Below are 15,003 nucleotides of genomic sequence, written 5' to 3' on the forward strand. Positions count from 1 at the left end.
CAAGCTAATCCTAGTCAATCAGTAGGTGTAGTGGGTATAGTGCCGCCACACAAGTCCGTCAATGAGGAGCGTCATCGATGCGTCGGCTCTCGGTCGTCCTGACCGGTGTCCTGGTCCTGCTCGGCACCACCCTGGCTGCGGGGTGTGCCGCCGACAAGGAGCCGGCCGCCGCGAAGCCCGGCGCGGCCGAGGAGCCGCTGAAGGTCGGCTACCAGCGCTTCGGCGGGCTGAGCCTGGTCAAGGCACGCAAGGCCGAGGCCGCCGGCACCACGTGGTCGCTGTTCGAGAGCGGCCCGGCGCTCACCGAGGGGATCAAGGCCGGCGCCATCGACATCGGCCAGGTGGGCGAGGCCCCGCCGATCTTCGCCGCCGCCGGGAAGATCGACTTCAAGATCATCGGTACCTCGAAGCCGGTGCCCAAGGGCGAGGCCGTCCTGGTCAAGGCGAGCAAGGGGTACAACTCCTTCAAGGACCTCAAGGGCAAGAAGGTCGCGCTGAACAAGGGCTCGAACGTCAACTGGCTGCTCGTGCGCCTGCTCGAGGCGAACGGCATGACCATCAAGGACATCGACGTGCAGTACCTCAAGCCCGCCGACGCCCGTCCCGCGTTCGACAACGACCAGGTCGACGCGTGGATCATCTGGGACCCGTACTTCTCCCTCGCCGAGACGCCCGGCGTGAAGGTGCTCGTCGACGCGACCGGCCTGGCCAACAACCGTGAGTACCTGCTGGTGTCGCCGCAGGCGCTGAAGTCGAAGCCGGGCAAGATCCGCGAGTTCCTCAAGACCTACCGCGAGGTCACCGACTGGGGCATCGGTCACCCCGAGGAGCGCGTGAAGATCCTCGCGCCGGAGCTCAACATCCCCGAGGACGTCGCCCGCCGGGCTCTGGACCGCAGCGCCCAGCCCCTGGCCGCGATCGACGCGGCCATCGGCGACGAGCTGCAGCAGATCGCCGACGGGTTCACCGAGCTGCAGCTGATCCCCGGCAAGGTGGACATCAAGGGCCGCATCGACGAGCAGTTCTCGGACATCCTGCGGTGACTGCACTGCTGGACCGCCCTGTTCTTGTGAAGCCGGCCCGGCAGGTCGTCTCCCGTCGGCGCTGGCTCCGGGCGGTGACCCCGCTGGTGCTGCTCGCCGCGTGGGAGGGCGGCGTCCGCGGCGGGCTGCTCGACCCGGACAAGCTGCCCGCCCCGAGCACGGTGCTCGCCACCGGCTGGCGGCTGGCGCTGGAGGGCACCCTCGGCGAGTACCTGCTCGACTCCGTCCAGCGGGCCGTCCTCGGGCTGCTCATCGGCGGGCTGCTCGGCCTCGCGCTGGGCACCCTCGCGGGGCTCGTCCGGCTCGGCGACGACCTGGTCGACCCGACCGTGCAGATGGCCCGGATGCTGCCGCACCTCGGCCTGGTCCCGCTGCTCATCATCTGGGTCGGCATCGGCGAGTCGCTGAAGGTGACCCTCGTGGCGCTCGGTGCGTTCTTCCCGATCTACCTCAACACGTACTCCGGCATCCGCAACATCGACGAGCGGCTCGTCGAGGCCGCCCGCACCTGTGGACTGACCGCCCTGGAACGGGTCCGGCACGTCGTGGTGCCGGGCGCGCTGCCGTCGCTGTTCCTCGGCGTGCGGCTCGCCTTCGCCGCCGGCTGGCTCAGCCTCGTGGTCGGCGAGCAGGTCAACGGGCAGGGCGGCCTCGGGTTCATGATGATGGAGGCCCGCGAGTTCAGCCAGACCGACGTGGTGGTGCTGGGCCTGGTCACGTATGCGCTGCTCGGCCTGCTCTCCGACCTGCTGCTGCGACTCGGCGAGAGGAGGCTCCTGGCATGGCGACACGGACTGCGAGCCAGGTGAGCGTTGCTCAGGGCGTCCGGCGTTCCTTCGGCGACACCGTCGTCCTGGACGGCGTCGACCTCACCATCGGCGCAGGCGAGGTCGTCGCGCTCCTCGGCGGCAGCGGCTCCGGCAAGAGCACCCTGCTGCGCATCCTCGCGGGCCTCGACGGCGACGCGACCGGCGCGGTCACCACGACCGGCTCGACGGCCGTGGTCTTCCAGGAGCACCGGCTGCTGCCGTGGAAGCGCGTCGCCGCCAACGTCGCCCTCGGCGTGCGCGGCGGCTCCCTGCGCGAACGTGTCGACGCCGCCCTGACCGAGGTCGGTCTCGCCGACCGCCGCGACGCCTGGCCGGCCGAACTCTCCGGCGGGCAGGCGCAGCGGGTCGCGTTCGCCCGGGCCCTGGTCCGCGAGCCCGACCTGCTCCTGCTCGACGAGCCGTTCGGCGCCCTCGACGCGCTCACCCGCCTGCGGATGCAGGCCTTGTTCGGCCGGCTGCGCGCGACACACGGCTTCGCCGCCCTGTTCGTCACGCACGACGTCGACGAGGCGCTGCTGCTCGCCGACCGGGTCCTGGTCCTGGACGGCGGCCGGATCGCGGAGGACCGGCCGGTGACCCTGCCCGCGCCGCGGGCCGTGGACGCCCCTGGCTTCGGCGCGGAACGCCGGGCGTTGCTCGGCCTGCTCAACGTCCCGGCATCCCCGACCTGACCTGCCCCCACCGGTCCGTGCCGGCCGCCGTCGCATCCTGTGATCGAAGTCGTGTGCCGGCTGTGTGGGTGGCCGGCACGCGACTTCGATCACCGGCGAGGCGTCAGGGGCGGCGCACGGTCAGACGAGGCGGTGGCCGCCGTCGACGTGCAGGACGGTGCCGGTGATGAAACCGTTGTCCATCAGGGCGACCATGGCCTGGGCGATGTCGTCGGGGGTGCCGACCCGGCCGGTGGGCAGGCGGGCCGCCATCGCGGCGAACCGGTCGCCCTTCGCGGTGCCGGCGAGGGTGTCCCATATGGGCGTGTCGACCCAGCCGGGCGAGACGACGTTGACCCGGACCGGTGCCAGTTCCAGCGCGAGCGACCGGGCCAGGGACTCCAGGGCCCCGTTGGCCGTGGCGATCATGCTGGCGCCCGGCCCGGGGCGGTACGCGGCGGCGCCCGAGGTGAAGACCAGCGAGCCGCCGGCCGGGAGGGCGGTGCCGAGGTGTTTCGCCACGAGCCAGGGGCCCAGGATCTTCGTGGTGAGCACCGCGCGGGCCGCCTCGAAGGTGAACTCGGGCAGCGGTGCGTACGCGCCGACCGCGTCGACAGCGGTCACGACCACGTGGTCGTAAGGCGCACCGGCGGGCGCCGCGAGTGCCGCGACCTGGTCCTCCACCCCGACGTCGACCTGGGCCGTCGCCAGCCGCCCGGCCGCCGCGCCGTCCGGGGCGACGAGCTCACGGTGGGCGGTGGCGAGGCGGGCGGCGGAGCGGCCGGCGATGGTCACCCGGTGGCCGGTGTGCAGCAGGCGGGCGGCGAGGGCCAGGCCCATCCCGGAGCTGCCGCCGATCACGAGTACGTGCTGGTTTGTCATGTCCATCAGCCTCATGCGTCCGCGGCGCGGGCGGGAGAACCGGCTCAGGAGGGGCCCTGCCAGGGCCACCCCCGACGGGCGTGCGTCGTTGCAGAATGGGCTGGTGGCTCTCGGGGACTTCCTGCGCAACCGTCGTGGCCGGGTCACCCCCGCGGAGGTCGGGCTGCCCGCAGGGGCGGGGCGGCGGCAGACGCCGGGACTGCGCCGGGAGGAGCTGGCCGCGCTCGCCGGGGTGAGCGTCGACTACTACACGCGGCTGGAGCGGGGGCGGGACACCAATCCGGGGCGGGCCGTGCTCGACGCGCTCGCCACGGTGCTGCGACTCGACGACGACGAGCGGTCCCACCTGCACCGGCTGGCGCACGCCGACGGGCCCCGAAAGGCCGGCGCAGCGGAGCCGGCGGTGGTCCGGCCCGCCCTCGCCCGGCTGCTGGAGATGGTGCGGCCGACGCCGGCGTACGTGCTGAGCCAGACCAGTGACCTGCTCGCCGCCAACCCCGAGGGCGGGAGCCTGCTCGCCGGCCTGACCGTGCCGGGGAACCTGGTCAGGTACGTGTTCACGCACCCGAACGCCCGCGAGGTGTTCGTGTCGTGGCAGCGGATGGCGGAGGACTGCGTGGCGCACCTGCGGTCGATCGACGACAGCCCGGCGCGGGCCGCGCTGGTGGCGGAGCTCAACCGGGACAGCGCGCAGTTCGCGGACCTGTGGGCGCACTACGACGTGCGGGAGAAGAGCGGTGCGCGGCGGACGTTCCAGCATCCGCGGGCCGGCCGGCTCGAGCTGACGTCGGAGATCCTGACCGCGGTCGACGGGCAGCGGTTCGTCACGTTCCAGGCGGACCCGGACACCCCCGACCAGGCCGCGCTGCGGCTGCTGCACCCGTGATGAGAGACTTCTCTCGACAGAAAAGTGTCGAGAGACTACTCTCGAAGTCATGGCCGAGGAGAAGAGTCGCACGCTGTCCGATGCGCGGAGCCTGCGCGCGCTGAGCCACCCCGTCCGCCTGGCGCTGCTCGAGGCGCTGCTGGCCGGACCGCTGACCGCCACGCAGGCCGGCGAACTGATCGACGAGTCGCCGACCACCTGCTCGTTCCACCTGCGGCAGCTGGCGCGATACGGCTTCGTCGAGGAGACCGGCGGCGGGCGCGGGCGGGCCAGACCGTGGCAGCTCACCCACGTCGGCTGGAGCGCGCCCGCGCGGCCCGACGACCCGGAGTTCACCCGCGCGGTGCAGGTCCTCGACCACGTGCTGCTGGACCGGCAGGTGGCGCGGATGCGGCGGTTCATCGACGCGGTGCCGACGTACTCACCGCAGTGGCAGGCGGCGGCGCGGGGGCACACGTCGATCCTGCACCTGACCGCGGCGGAGACGGCCGAGCTCGCGGCTGCCTACCAGGAGGTCACCGAGCGGTTCCGGACCCGGTGGGCGGGGCGCACCGAGCAGCCCGAGGGGGCCCTGCCCGTCGAGACGTTCTACGGGGTGTATCCGGTCGACGGGCCGCGGCGGGAGGGATCATGAGGCGGCTGCTGCGGCATCGCGACGCCCGGCGGTACCTGTCCGCGCAGGCGCTGTCCCTGCTCGGCGACAGCGCGATGTGGCTGGCCTGCGGCATCTGGGTGAAGACCCTGACCGGCAGCAACACCGCGGCGGCGCTGACGTTTCTGTGCTTCTCCGCGCCGGCGTTGCTGGCGCCGCCGTTGGGGCTGCTCGTGGACCGGGTGCGCCGCGGGCCGCTGCTGGTCTGGGCGAATCTCGCGGGTGCGGCGATGCTCGTCCCGCTGCTGTTCGTCGACGGCCGCGAGGACGTCTGGCTCATCTACGTGGTGATGGTCCTGCACGGCGGGCTCTCCATGCTGATTGCGCCCGCGCAGTCGGCGCTGCTGGTCACGCTGCTGCCGGCGGAGCTGCGCACGGACGCGAACGCCGCGCTACGCACCACGCAGGAAGGGCTGCGGGTCCTCGCCCCGCTCGCCGGCGCCGGGCTGTTCGGCCTGCTCGGCGGCCGTGCGGTGGCACTGCTGGACATGGCCACCTTCGTCGTCGCCGCCGTGCTCGTCGCGACCTTGCGGCACACCGAAGCCCGGACCCGAGGCGTCACGGGCAGCATCGGCGCGGGGTTCCGGTTCGTCACCGCGACCTCGCAGCTGCGGCGGCTCACCGTCGCCAGTGCCGTCGCCACCCTCGCCGTCGGTCTCGGCGGTTCCACGATGTACGCGGTGATCGGTCTCGGGTTGCACCGCCCACCGCAGTTCGCCGGGGTGACCCAGATGGTCCAGGGCATCGGCGCCATCGCCGGTGGCCTGTCCGCGGCGGCCGCGATCCGCCGGCTCGGCGAGGTCCGCACGACCGTCGTCGCGCTGGCGGTCTTCGCCGCCGCGCCGCTGCTGGTATCGACGTCGTCGCTGCCCGTCGTGCTCGCCGGCAACGTGGTCGCCGGGGCCGCCGTGCCATGGATCGTCATCGCGATCATCTCACTGCTGCAGCGCCTGGCACCGTTGCAGCTGCAGGGCCGGGTGTACGCCGCCTTCGAGGTCTGTGTCACGGGCCCGCAGACGGCCGGCCTTGCGGCTGGGGCGGCGCTCCTCGCCGTCCTCGACTACCGGCTCATCCTCGCCGCCGAGAGCGTCGCCCTGCTGCTGGCCGCCGCCCTGCTGACCCGTGCCCGGCCACCGGTGGACCCGCTCACCACGGCAGCCGCGCCGTCACCAGGTCAACCACTGCCAGCAGCGCGGCCCGGTCCACCCCCGACGCCGCCTGCACCGCAATACCCTCCGCGACCGTCAGCACGAACCGCGCGATGAGCTCCGGATCGGCGTCCGCCGGCAGATCCCCGCAGGTGCGCGCCCTGGCCAGCCGCTGCGCCAGGACGTGCTCGCCGGCCCGGCGTTTCGCCGCCAGGACCTCCTGCGCCTCGGCGGCCGACTCGCCCGTGGCGAGCGCGCCCTGGACCAGCAGGCACCCGGCCGGGGTCGTCGCGCCGGTCGTCGCCGCCACGGACCCGAGCAGCCACGTGCGCACGACCTCGGCGGCCGTCGGTGCCTCGAGGGCGCTCATCCCGTAGGCGAAGACGGTGTCGACGTACCGGTCGACGGCGGCACTGAAGAGGCCGAGCTTCGAGCCGTACGCCGCGTAGACGCTTCCGGGTCGCAGGCCGGTGGCGGCGCACAGGTCGGCCATGCTCGCGCCCTCGTAGCCCTTGCGCCAGAACACCTCGACGGCCGCGTCGACCACCGCGTCGGGGTCGAACCCGCGCGGCCTGCCCATCGCCATGACCCGCCACCCCATTTCTTGAACGTGTGATCAATATATCACTGACAGGGCGGCGCTCCGCGTGACATGTTGAGTGGGCATTCAAAAACTAGGAGGGGGTACGGCCATGGGACAGCTCGACGGCAAGGTCGCGATCGTGACCGGTGGCTCACGCGGCATCGGCGAAGGCATCGCCCGACGACTCGCCGCCGAAGGGGCAGCGGTGGCATTGACGTACCACAGCAGCAATGAAACCGCGGAACTCGTCGCGAAGGAGATCACCGGCTCCGGCGGCCGGGCGGTGGCGCTGCGGGTGGACTCCGGCGACCGGGCGGCGGTCCGCGAGGGGGTGCGGCAGGTGGTGGACCGCTTCGGCCGGCTCGACATCCTGGTCAACAACGCGGGCGTCGCCGTCGTCGCGCCGATCGGGGACCTTCCCGACGAGGTCTACGACCGTTCGGTCGCGGTGAACCTGACCGGCGTCTTCACCGCCAGCCAGGAGGCGCTGCGACACCTCGGGGCCGGCGGGCGGATCATCACGATCGGCAGCGTCAACGCCGACCGCGTGCATTTCGGCGGCGGCAGCGTGTACGCCCTCACGAAGGCCGGCATCGCGGGATTCACCAGAGCCCCGGCGCGCGAGGTCGGGCCGCGCGGCATCACCGTCAACACCGTGCAGCCCGGCCCCGTCGACACGGCCATGAACCCGGCGGACGGGCCGTTCGCCGGGTTCACCCGCCCGCACATCGCCGTCGACCGGTACGGCAGCCCGGCCGAGGTGGCGAGTCTCGTCGCCTACCTCGCCGGGCCCGAGTCGTCCTACGTCACCGGTGCGACGCTGAACGCCGACGGTGGCTATTCGGCCTGAGCCGGCCGGTACCGCAGCAGCACCACCCCGTTGGCGAACTGGCGCGACCCGGTCAGGGCGAGGTCAAGGGTCGTGCCGGGGCGGAAGAGGGGGTTGCCCGCGCCGATGACGGTGGGGTGCACGTAGATGCGGTACTCGTCCACGAGGTCGAGGCGCTGGAACGTGGTCAGCAGGTCGGGCCCGCCGATGAACAGGTCCCCTCCGGCATTTGATCTGAGCGCCTCGACCTCGGCAGGCACGACCTCACGGGCGATCGTGGTGTTCCAGCCGGCTTCCCGCAGGGTGCGGGAGTATGCGACCTTCGGCATGTCACGCCAGATGCGGGCGAACTCCGCCACGAACTTCGGCGCGGCCGGGTCCTCGTCGGCGCTCGGCCAGGCCTTTGCCATGAGCTCGTAGGTGACCCGGCCGTTGAGCATGGCCCCGGCCGCGCCCAGCTCCTCGTTGAAGTGGGTGTGCAGCTCCTCGGAGATGCTCTGCCAGGCGAGACTGTGCCCACCCGTCTCGAAATAGCCGTCCAGCGACACTGACATCATAAAGATGATCTTGTTCAACGCGCGGTCCTTCCGTCGTGTCCTTCGGTCATGTGCCCTCGTACTGACGACAGGCGGGTGCCGGACTCATCGGTCCCGCCGCGACATGTTTCGTCGTGCCCCGGCGTCGGTACACCGGACACCATGGCCGTGGTCGAAGCGAACATCTCGATGTCAGTCGACGGGTACGTCACCGGTCCCGACCTGGACGGGCACCCGGGGCTGGGCGCGGGCGGCGAGCGCCTGCACACCTGGGTCTGGACGGACGCGGGCAGGGCGCTGCTCGCGGACACGTTCGCCGCGTCGGGCGCCGTCGTGACGAGCCGTCGCGTCTATGACGCCACCGGCGGCTGGGAGCGCGAGGACGGCCTCTACGGCATGCCGGTCTTCGTCGTCACGCACCGGCCGCACGAGCCCGTGACCCGCGGCACGACGACGTTCACGTTCGTCACCGGCGGGGTCCCGCCGGCGATCCGTGCCGCGGCGGCGGTCGCCGGCGACCGCCGCGTGCACGTCATGGGCGGGGCGAGCATCATCCAGCAGGCCCTGCGGGCGGGCCTCGTCGACCGGCTCAGCCTGCACGTGGCACCGGTCCTGCTGGGCGCGGGCACGCCACTGTTCGCGCATCTCGGCGGCCCGGTCGCGCTGACCCCACTCGAGCCGCAGCACACCACCGACGCCACCCACCTGACGTACCTGGTGGGGTGACCGACAATGCCTGACGGCCCGCGGCCTGGCCGCTTTCGGGGTGTTCTCGCCCCGTGCAGCGGCCCGGCCGGACGTCCATCACGTCAGCGGACGCGACCCCGCGCGTGCCGGCCCCAGCAGTGCCGCGGGGCGTAGTCGCCTTCGGGCTGGCGGCGTTCGGTGGGTGTGGCCTGCGTGGGGATGAGTTGGTGGCGGTCGGGGAAGATGGGGCGGTGACGGGACAGATTGCCGACGAGGTCATGCACGACGGTGATTGGCACAGCATCACCGCCGTTGAGGGGACCGGTCTCTTCGACGTCGCCGCGCACGGCTTCGAGCCCACGGTCATCAGCACGGCGTGCTACCGGGGCAGCGTCTGCCGATACCGGCTCGAGGGGCGGCGGCTGGTGCTGGACGCCGCGGAGATCGGTGCCCCGGCAGGAACGGCCCCCGTCGCGTTGTTCGGTGTCGAGCCTGGACGCTCGGCGTATCCGAAGGTGTTCCGCGGGCGGTTGTCCTATGTGGATATCGGTGCGCCGGTTGACTTTACGGGGCGGCTCCTGGTTGGTGCCGAGGTGGTTGACATCGGCCGGCTCCACATGGGGTTTCGCCCTGCCTACGGCTTTGCCCGGGTCTGGGAGCTGGCCTTCGACGAAGGTCGGTTGACCGCGGCAGCCGACCGGTCGGCCGAGCTTGCCGAGGTGCGCCGGCGCCTTGCCGACACGACGCCGGGGCCGGCGCAGGGAGAGCCGGCCAGGGACTGGATCGGTCGGACCTTCTCGCTGTCTTTCGCTTACAGCTGGCCGGATCCATGACAGGGGCATCCGCAGGAGGTGGGCGCTGCGAGGTTGGGCCGGGCGTCGCTGGACCGGCCCTCGGGCGCGCTGTCCGGTGGTGGGGGTCACGGCTCCTCGGGCACGCTGTCCGGTGGTGAGGGTCACCGTTCCTCGGCCGCGAGGACCAGCCGGCGCAGGAGGTCCGCCAGCACGAGACGCTCGTCGGCGGTGAGCGCCTCCAGCAGGGCTGCCTCGCCGTGGTCCTCCCGGCCCGCCTGCTGCTCGAACGCGGCGCTGCCTGCCTCCGTCAGCCGCACGTGGACCCGCCGCCGGTCGGTGGTGTCGCCGGCGCGGGTGATCAGTCCGGCCTCCTCCATCGGCGCCAGTCGCGCGGACAGCGCGCCCCGGGTCAGCCCGAGTTCGTCGGCGAGTTCGGACGGGCTGGCGGCGTACGGTGGACCCAACCGCCGCAGTTTCATCAGAATCTTGTACTGCCAGTGCGGCAGGCCGTCCTCCGCCAGGGTGTCGCGGCGCAGCTGCTGGGTGTGCCGGGCGAGGATGCTCAGCCGCATGAAGATGGCCTCCTTGACCGGGTCGAGCCAGGGCAGCTCCCGCTCCCAGATGCCGATGTGCTGCTCGACGTCGTCCTTCATCGCCGCTCCCGCTGTGCCAGATAGTTTTCTTGATAATAGTTTTTTCGATTACTACTGTCACCATCATGACCGACATCGCAGTTTCCCGGCAGGCCCTGGCCGCCGCGGCACGTGCCCTTGCCCACGCCGGGCGGTGGCACGACGCGGCGGCCCTGCTCGCCGCCGCACCACCCGAAGACCCACTGCTGGCCCTCACTGCCGCGCAGGTGTCCGTCGAGTCGGACTGGTTCGCCGGCACGTCCACCACCGCCGACCGGCTCATCACCGCCACCCGGCTCGCCGCGGGTCTCGACGATGCGGGACGTTGGGATCTCGCGTTCGTCGAGCTGCGGCACGGGTACCGGACGCTGCTGATGGCGGACGGATCGGCTCGCACGTCCCCCGAAGCGGTCCAAGGTCTCGCGGCCGATCTGCGCGCCACGGCACCGGACGCGGTGCGCCAGGGCTGGGCGGCGATGTATCAGGGCCTGATCGCGGACAACCTCCTCGACCAGCCTGACGTGGCCCCTGACCACTATCACGCCGCACTCCGGGCCGGGGCCGGGCCTGATCGCGGCGACGGGCTGCTCGCCCGGGAAGCGCTGCGCCACCTCGGCGGCCACGACCATGACGCCGGCCGCGATGAGGTCGCCCTCGACCGGTGGCGCCGTGCGACCGAACTCGGCGCCGCGGCTGGCAACGTCCCTGGCACGCTGTCACAGCAGCTCCTCCTGGCCGTCCTCGCCCGGGCCGTGGGCAACGAGGCGGGCGCGGTCGCCCTTGCCACCGAGATCGCCCGGTGGGCCACCGCGATCGGCGCGGCGGCACTCGCCCGCCAGGCCACCGCCTTCATCGACGGCATCGACCCGACCGCCCCGCCACCCGCGCCCGCGACAACGACGCCCGTAGCGAAAGCGCCCGAAGCGGCAGCGCCCGCGGCAACGACGCCCGAAGCGGCAGCGCTCGAAACGGCAGCGCCCGCGGCAACGACGCCCGAAGCGGCAGCGCTCGAAACGGCAGCGGCCGCGGCAACGACGCCGCGTGCGGCAACGCCGCCCGTAGCGGCAGCGCTCGAAGCGGCCGGGCCCACCGCGGTCGAGTCCACCACCTCGACGAGCACGGCGGTTGCCGACGTCCCGTTGCTGGTCTCGTTCATGACCGCGCCGCTGGCGACCACACCACGCCAATGACCAGGGCGGGTGGCATCCCGCGGTGGCGACCCGTCCAGGTCGCCGCCGCGGCAGCCGGTCACCCCTTCGCGCCGGGCACGTCAGAGGGCGGGCTTACCCCGTACACCCCCATGCGCAACGAAAATCACAGGTCATAGACCGTCACGGGCACGTTGCGACCGCTCAACGCCGCGACCACGAGCGGCTCGATCCGGTCCCAGCGGCCGCCGGCGAGGCCGCAACCGATCCTCGGCATGTGCACCGACGCGCCCAGCTCCAGGGCCCGGTCGCCGACCGTCGTCAGGGCACGGCCGATCGCCTCATATCGCACCGGTGGGCCGGAACTGCCCGTCTTGATGCCGTGCTGCCCGATCATGTTGGCGACCCACATCGACGGCTGGACCTCCAGGAGACGCACCGCCCCCAGGGCGAAGTCGTTGCCGGCGCGTTCCCGATGCCACCGCCGGTAATCCCGCTCCGGCTCGGGCCAGCGCCGCGACACGGCAAGGACGAATCCGGCGCCCCAGTGGCCCTGGTCGTTGCAGACGTGGGTGATGATTTTGGGCCCGCGTGCCTGCGGGCTGGTCGCGTCGCCTTTGATGATGGTCAACGGTGTCATGGCTGACAGCATGCCAGCGCGGTACGACAGAAATCGTCGGCCGCGGTGCCGGGACCGGACAGACCGGGACTGTGGCGTAGGTTCGCTGGATGACGTCCCGGGTGGAGATCTGGACCGATGGCGCCTGCAGCGGCAATCCTGGCCCCGGTGGCTGGGGGGCGTTGCTGCGCTACGGCGAGGTGGAGAAGGAACTCTGCGGCGGCGAGGCCACCCCGACGACGAACAACCGGATGGAGCTGACGGCGCCGATCCGGGCCCTGGCCGCGCTGACCCGCACCTCGGTGGTCGATCTGCACACCGACAGCACGTATGTCCGCAACGGCATCATGTCGTGGGTCGCGAAGTGGAAGCGCAACGGTTGGCGGACCGCGGCCGGTGAGCCCGTCAAGAACGAGGACCTGTGGCGGGAGCTGGACGCCGCGGTCGGCCGGCACGAGGTCGTGTGGCACTGGGTCAAGGGGCACGCCGGGCACGTGGAGAACGAGCGAGCCGACCGGCTCGCGGCGAAGGGATTGCGGGAGGCGCTGGGCGTGGCCGAAAAGCCCGCCGCACCACGCCCTGCCGCATCACGGCCCGCTTCGACGCGGCCCGCTTCGCCTGGCGGCGACGGGCTTTGTCAGTCCACCACGAAGTCCGGCAAGCCGTGCCCGATCGCGGCGCGGCCGTCCGGGCTGTGCCACGTTCACGATCCGGCCGTGCTGTGCGGCGCGCCCACCAAACGCGGGACGCCGTGCGGGGTGGCGACCGGTGGAGGACGCTGCGCGGTCCACCGTTCGTAAGCGGTCCACCGTTCTTGAGCAGTAAGCGGACGGGCGTTCAGCCGACCGTCTCAGGCTCGTCCCGCAGGGGAGGCAGGGCCATCGCGCCGGCCGCGTGCCGGGTGAATGGGGCGTGGTCCGGCTCGGGCAGTCCCAGCAGGCGTTCGGCCTCGTCGTTGCGCGCGACGGAGCCGAGGCCGAAGACGGCCGCACCCAACGTGGGATGACCGATCAGGGGCTCAAGATGCGGCCGCCGCAGGTGGTTCATGTCGATGAGCCAGAGGGTCTGCAGTGGGGCGCTGCGCAGCGGGGTGAGGTCGCTCAGCCCGGTCAGGCGTTCCAGGTGCAGGTGCGCCAGCCGGGTGCCGGACAGGTCGGGCAGGTGCTGCACCCGGGCCAGCGCCTGCAGGAACACCGTGGTGAGCCGGGGGCAGGCGCCGAGGACGTCGATCGAGTCCAGCGCCCGGACCTGCCACAGCTCGACGAACTCAAGGCCGGGGAGGCCGGGCAGGACGGACAGGTCCCGGGTCGCGCCGAGCTTGAGGGCCAGGCCGCGCGGGCTCGGCAGGCCGGACAGGCAGGCGGTGCCGGCCAGGGTGACGTTGTGCAGGGTGAGGTCCTCCAGCCGGCTCGAGATCCCGGTGCCGGCCGGGCTTGCGCAGGTACAACTGCCGCAGCCGGGTGAGCTGACCCAGCGGGGCGAGCGGGACGCGGTGCTCGCCGAGCTCCAGATGCAGGGAGACGAGGCTGTCGGCGTGCCGGTCAAGGCCCGCCAGGTCCCGGACCTCCTCGGCGAACAGGACCGTGAGCCGGCGCAGGGGCGGCAGCTGGGCGAGGCCGGACAGGTCCGTCGCGTCCCAGCCCAGATTCACCTGGACCGCGACGTCGGGCCGCGGCGCCAGCAGCGCGGCAACCGGCGCGGGATCGGCGAAGACGGCCGCGTCCAGGATGACGGTGGCCTCGTGGGCGGCGAGGGGGCGCAGGTCCGGGGGCTTGATGCGTCTGATGCTGTGCCGCTCCCTCACTCCTTGAGCATGACAGCGGGTGGGCGGCGGCGGTTCAGGAGCCACCAGGCGGTGACGAGGTCCTCGGTGTGGTGCAGGTCGAGGCCGGTGAGCTCCTCGAAGCGGTGCACCCGGTACCGCACCGTGTTCTGGTGCACGGCGAGGCGCTGGGCGACCTCGCGGACCTGCTGGTCGCATTCGAGGTAGACGCGGGTGGTCTCCTCGATGTCGGTGGTCGCCCGGGCCTGGGCGTCCAGGGCGTGCAGGTGGCGGGCGGCCAGGCCGGCGGCGATGCGGGTGCCGGACAGGACGAGGGGGCGCGGGCCGAGGTCGGCGAGGCGGACCAGGCCCGACTGGCGGAACTGCTCGGCGGTGGCCAGGGCGAGCACCGCCTCCTGGAAACCGTCGTGCAACTGGTCGAGCACGGTCGGCGGGCCGGCGGCGACGAGGTGACCGGTGAGCTGGTCCGGCGGCGCCGGGGCGATGAACCCCAGGCAGGTGCCGATTTCGGCGAAGAGCAGCCGGTCCGCCGGCATGCGCAGCGCCGCGGCGATCCCGCGGCGGATGGCGTCGGCGCCGTCCGGGGAGGCCGGCGCCGGGGCCCGCGCGGCGAGGGGGACGTGGCGCGCCCGGGGATCCAGGCCGAACAGGTGCGCGTCGCGGTTGATCTGCTCGGCGGGGAAGGCGCCGCTGAGGACGCCGGCGGCGAAGGTGGAGCGGCGTTCGGCGTCGAAGTGGGCGCGCTCCAGGGCGAGGTCGTGCTGGACGCGGGCGAAGACCGACGATGCCTCGTTGGAGAACTCCCAGGTGCTGTCGTGCACGGCGAGCAGCAGGTCCGCCGGCAGCCCGACCTCGAGGCCGACCTCGTCGAGGAGGGTGAGCATCTCCCGGGAGCCCATCTGGTATCCGGCCGCCAGGACCTCGGGCGGGATACCGCGGGCGCCCCGCTCGACGGCGAACCGGTTGAGCAGCTCCCGCAGCGCGCCGTCGGGGACGCGCAGGAAGGACAGCTCCGACACCAGGGTGTCCATGAACAGCTGGGCGGTGGCGCGGATCTCCTCGTCGGTGAGGACGCCGTAGCCGGGGAGGTGGGCGCGGGCGAGCTTGAGGAACCGGTGGCCGAACGCGTCCTGCTTGGCGCGCAGCAGCTCGACGGCCCTGGCGATGGTGCGGCGGGTCGGCTCGTCGAGGCTGGCGAGGTCCGGCATGCCGCGACGGGCCGGCCACGCAAACGGAAACGGGCTGGTCATCGGTCCAGCGTAGGGCACGACTTTGGAATCCAGCACAAAGTCGGGGCATCG

The 15,003-nt window shown here is 72.5% G+C and carries 18 protein-coding genes; 11 read left to right on the top strand and 7 right to left on the bottom strand.

Annotation, left to right across the window (positions count from 1 at the left end; genetic code table 11):
* Window positions 1-77 precede the first annotated feature (77 nt).
* From ACFPIJ_RS07685 to ACFPIJ_RS07695, 3 genes are read left to right on the top strand one after another with little or no spacing between them, the layout of a single operon-like run.
* Window positions 78-1,043, top strand: coding sequence for an aliphatic sulfonate ABC transporter substrate-binding protein (locus ACFPIJ_RS07685; RefSeq protein ID WP_380113933.1), 966 nt, complete (start codon window positions 78-80; stop codon window positions 1,041-1,043).
* Window positions 1,040-1,852, top strand: a complete 813-nt coding sequence (locus tag ACFPIJ_RS07690) for an ABC transporter permease (RefSeq protein WP_380113934.1) — start codon at window positions 1,040-1,042, stop codon at window positions 1,850-1,852. The genes ACFPIJ_RS07685 and ACFPIJ_RS07690 overlap by 4 nt, the downstream gene beginning before the upstream one ends.
* Window positions 1,825-2,544 (top strand): ABC transporter ATP-binding protein, encoded by a 720-nt coding sequence (locus ACFPIJ_RS07695; protein WP_380113935.1) that lies wholly within the window; start codon window positions 1,825-1,827, stop codon window positions 2,542-2,544. Before ACFPIJ_RS07690 ends, ACFPIJ_RS07695 begins: the two co-directional genes overlap by 28 nt.
* A gap of 120 nt (window positions 2,545-2,664) precedes the next feature.
* On the opposite strand, the gene ACFPIJ_RS07700 is transcribed toward ACFPIJ_RS07695, so the two are convergent.
* The gene (locus ACFPIJ_RS07700; RefSeq protein ID WP_380113936.1) at window positions 2,665-3,405 is read right to left on the bottom strand and encodes an SDR family oxidoreductase; all 741 of its coding nucleotides are present in this window, start codon (window positions 3,403-3,405) and stop codon (window positions 2,665-2,667) included.
* Between the two features lie 103 nt (window positions 3,406-3,508).
* Here ACFPIJ_RS07700 and ACFPIJ_RS07705 point away from each other — a divergent pair, with 103 nt between their 5' ends.
* Genes ACFPIJ_RS07705 through ACFPIJ_RS07715 form a run of 3 tightly spaced genes read left to right on the top strand, consistent with a single transcriptional unit; the run spans window position 3,509 to window position 6,208 of the window.
* The gene (locus ACFPIJ_RS07705; RefSeq protein ID WP_380113937.1) at window positions 3,509-4,291 is read left to right on the top strand and encodes a helix-turn-helix transcriptional regulator; all 783 of its coding nucleotides are present in this window, start codon (window positions 3,509-3,511) and stop codon (window positions 4,289-4,291) included.
* A 49-nt stretch (window positions 4,292-4,340) separates the two neighbouring features.
* On the top strand, window positions 4,341-4,925 hold the full coding sequence (locus ACFPIJ_RS07710) for a winged helix-turn-helix domain-containing protein (protein WP_380113938.1): 585 nt from the start codon (window positions 4,341-4,343) through the stop codon (window positions 4,923-4,925).
* On the top strand, window positions 4,922-6,208 hold the full coding sequence (locus ACFPIJ_RS07715) for an MFS transporter (protein WP_380113939.1): 1,287 nt from the start codon (window positions 4,922-4,924) through the stop codon (window positions 6,206-6,208). The genes ACFPIJ_RS07710 and ACFPIJ_RS07715 overlap by 4 nt, the downstream gene beginning before the upstream one ends.
* On the opposite strand, the gene ACFPIJ_RS07720 is transcribed toward ACFPIJ_RS07715, so the two are convergent.
* Window positions 6,090-6,677 carry a TetR/AcrR family transcriptional regulator gene (locus ACFPIJ_RS07720; RefSeq protein ID WP_380113940.1) on the bottom strand — a complete coding sequence of 196 codons (588 nt, stop codon included), beginning with the start codon at window positions 6,675-6,677 and terminating at the stop codon, window positions 6,090-6,092. The two genes, ACFPIJ_RS07715 and ACFPIJ_RS07720, sit on opposite strands and share 119 nt — an antisense overlap.
* A 106-nt stretch (window positions 6,678-6,783) precedes the next feature.
* Here ACFPIJ_RS07720 and ACFPIJ_RS07725 point away from each other — a divergent pair, with 106 nt between their 5' ends.
* Complete coding sequence (locus ACFPIJ_RS07725; RefSeq protein WP_380113941.1) at window positions 6,784-7,524, top strand: 3-oxoacyl-ACP reductase family protein; 741 nt, start codon at window positions 6,784-6,786, stop codon at window positions 7,522-7,524.
* Here the strand turns inward: ACFPIJ_RS07725 and ACFPIJ_RS07730 are convergent.
* Window positions 7,512-8,078, bottom strand: a complete 567-nt coding sequence (locus ACFPIJ_RS07730) for a dihydrofolate reductase family protein (protein ID WP_380113942.1) — start codon at window positions 8,076-8,078, stop codon at window positions 7,512-7,514. The genes ACFPIJ_RS07725 and ACFPIJ_RS07730 overlap by 13 nt on opposite strands.
* 123 nt (window positions 8,079-8,201) lie before the next feature.
* On the opposite strand from ACFPIJ_RS07730, the gene ACFPIJ_RS07735 reads away from it, so the two are divergent.
* Window positions 8,202-8,765, top strand: coding sequence for a dihydrofolate reductase family protein (locus ACFPIJ_RS07735; protein ID WP_380113943.1), 564 nt, complete (start codon window positions 8,202-8,204; stop codon window positions 8,763-8,765).
* 212 nt (window positions 8,766-8,977) lie between these two features.
* On the top strand, window positions 8,978-9,559 hold the full coding sequence (locus tag ACFPIJ_RS07740; protein ID WP_380113944.1) for a hypothetical protein: 582 nt from the start codon (window positions 8,978-8,980) through the stop codon (window positions 9,557-9,559).
* Window positions 9,560-9,681: 122 nt separating this feature from the next.
* Here the strand turns inward: ACFPIJ_RS07740 and ACFPIJ_RS07745 are convergent, their stop codons facing one another.
* Window positions 9,682-10,173, bottom strand: a complete 492-nt coding sequence (locus ACFPIJ_RS07745) for a MarR family winged helix-turn-helix transcriptional regulator (protein ID WP_380113945.1) — start codon at window positions 10,171-10,173, stop codon at window positions 9,682-9,684.
* Between the two features lie 65 nt (window positions 10,174-10,238).
* Between ACFPIJ_RS07745 and ACFPIJ_RS07750 the strand changes: the two genes are divergently transcribed.
* The gene (locus ACFPIJ_RS07750) at window positions 10,239-11,342 is read left to right on the top strand and encodes a hypothetical protein (protein ID WP_380113946.1); all 1,104 of its coding nucleotides are present in this window, start codon (window positions 10,239-10,241) and stop codon (window positions 11,340-11,342) included.
* Window positions 11,343-11,466: 124 nt separating this feature from the next.
* On the opposite strand, the gene ACFPIJ_RS07755 is transcribed toward ACFPIJ_RS07750, so the two are convergent.
* The gene (locus ACFPIJ_RS07755; protein ID WP_380113947.1) at window positions 11,467-11,940 is read right to left on the bottom strand and encodes a macro domain-containing protein; all 474 of its coding nucleotides are present in this window, start codon (window positions 11,938-11,940) and stop codon (window positions 11,467-11,469) included.
* 89 nt (window positions 11,941-12,029) lie between these two features.
* Between ACFPIJ_RS07755 and rnhA the strand changes: the two genes are divergently transcribed.
* Window positions 12,030-12,719, top strand: a complete 690-nt coding sequence (gene rnhA / locus ACFPIJ_RS07760; protein WP_380113948.1) for a ribonuclease HI — start codon at window positions 12,030-12,032, stop codon at window positions 12,717-12,719.
* A 37-nt stretch (window positions 12,720-12,756) separates the two neighbouring features.
* On the opposite strand, the gene ACFPIJ_RS07765 is transcribed toward rnhA, so the two are convergent.
* Together ACFPIJ_RS07765 and ACFPIJ_RS07770 are read right to left on the bottom strand one after the other, a co-directional pair.
* Window positions 12,757-13,464, bottom strand: a complete 708-nt coding sequence (locus ACFPIJ_RS07765; protein ID WP_380113949.1) for a hypothetical protein — start codon at window positions 13,462-13,464, stop codon at window positions 12,757-12,759.
* A gap of 255 nt (window positions 13,465-13,719) precedes the next feature.
* Window positions 13,720-14,952 carry a PucR family transcriptional regulator gene (locus tag ACFPIJ_RS07770; protein WP_380113950.1) on the bottom strand — a complete coding sequence of 411 codons (1,233 nt, stop codon included), beginning with the start codon at window positions 14,950-14,952 and terminating at the stop codon, window positions 13,720-13,722.
* Window positions 14,953-15,003 lie beyond the last annotated feature (51 nt).

Origin of the sequence: Dactylosporangium cerinum, from assembly GCF_042653625.1 — a bacterium.
Lineage (GTDB): Bacteria > Actinomycetota > Actinomycetes > Mycobacteriales > Micromonosporaceae > Dactylosporangium > Dactylosporangium cerinum.

Coding starts and splice junctions, on each gene's coding strand:
- rnhA (WP_380113948.1), top strand. CDS start 12,030: ATGACGTCCCGGGTGGAGATCTGGACCGATGGCGCCTGCAGCGGCAAT.
- ACFPIJ_RS07735 (WP_380113943.1), top strand. CDS start 8,202: ATGGCCGTGGTCGAAGCGAACATCTCGATGTCAGTCGACGGGTACGTC.
- ACFPIJ_RS07755 (WP_380113947.1), bottom strand. CDS start 11,940: ATGACACCGTTGACCATCATCAAAGGCGACGCGACCAGCCCGCAGGCA.
- ACFPIJ_RS07715 (WP_380113939.1), top strand. CDS start 4,922: ATGAGGCGGCTGCTGCGGCATCGCGACGCCCGGCGGTACCTGTCCGCG.
- ACFPIJ_RS07700 (WP_380113936.1), bottom strand. CDS start 3,405: ATGACAAACCAGCACGTACTCGTGATCGGCGGCAGCTCCGGGATGGGC.
- ACFPIJ_RS07750 (WP_380113946.1), top strand. CDS start 10,239: ATGACCGACATCGCAGTTTCCCGGCAGGCCCTGGCCGCCGCGGCACGT.
- ACFPIJ_RS07685 (WP_380113933.1), top strand. CDS start 78: ATGCGTCGGCTCTCGGTCGTCCTGACCGGTGTCCTGGTCCTGCTCGGC.
- ACFPIJ_RS07695 (WP_380113935.1), top strand. CDS start 1,825: ATGGCGACACGGACTGCGAGCCAGGTGAGCGTTGCTCAGGGCGTCCGG.
- ACFPIJ_RS07710 (WP_380113938.1), top strand. CDS start 4,341: ATGGCCGAGGAGAAGAGTCGCACGCTGTCCGATGCGCGGAGCCTGCGC.
- ACFPIJ_RS07720 (WP_380113940.1), bottom strand. CDS start 6,677: ATGGCGATGGGCAGGCCGCGCGGGTTCGACCCCGACGCGGTGGTCGAC.
- ACFPIJ_RS07725 (WP_380113941.1), top strand. CDS start 6,784: ATGGGACAGCTCGACGGCAAGGTCGCGATCGTGACCGGTGGCTCACGC.
- ACFPIJ_RS07770 (WP_380113950.1), bottom strand. CDS start 14,952: ATGACCAGCCCGTTTCCGTTTGCGTGGCCGGCCCGTCGCGGCATGCCG.
- ACFPIJ_RS07745 (WP_380113945.1), bottom strand. CDS start 10,173: ATGAAGGACGACGTCGAGCAGCACATCGGCATCTGGGAGCGGGAGCTG.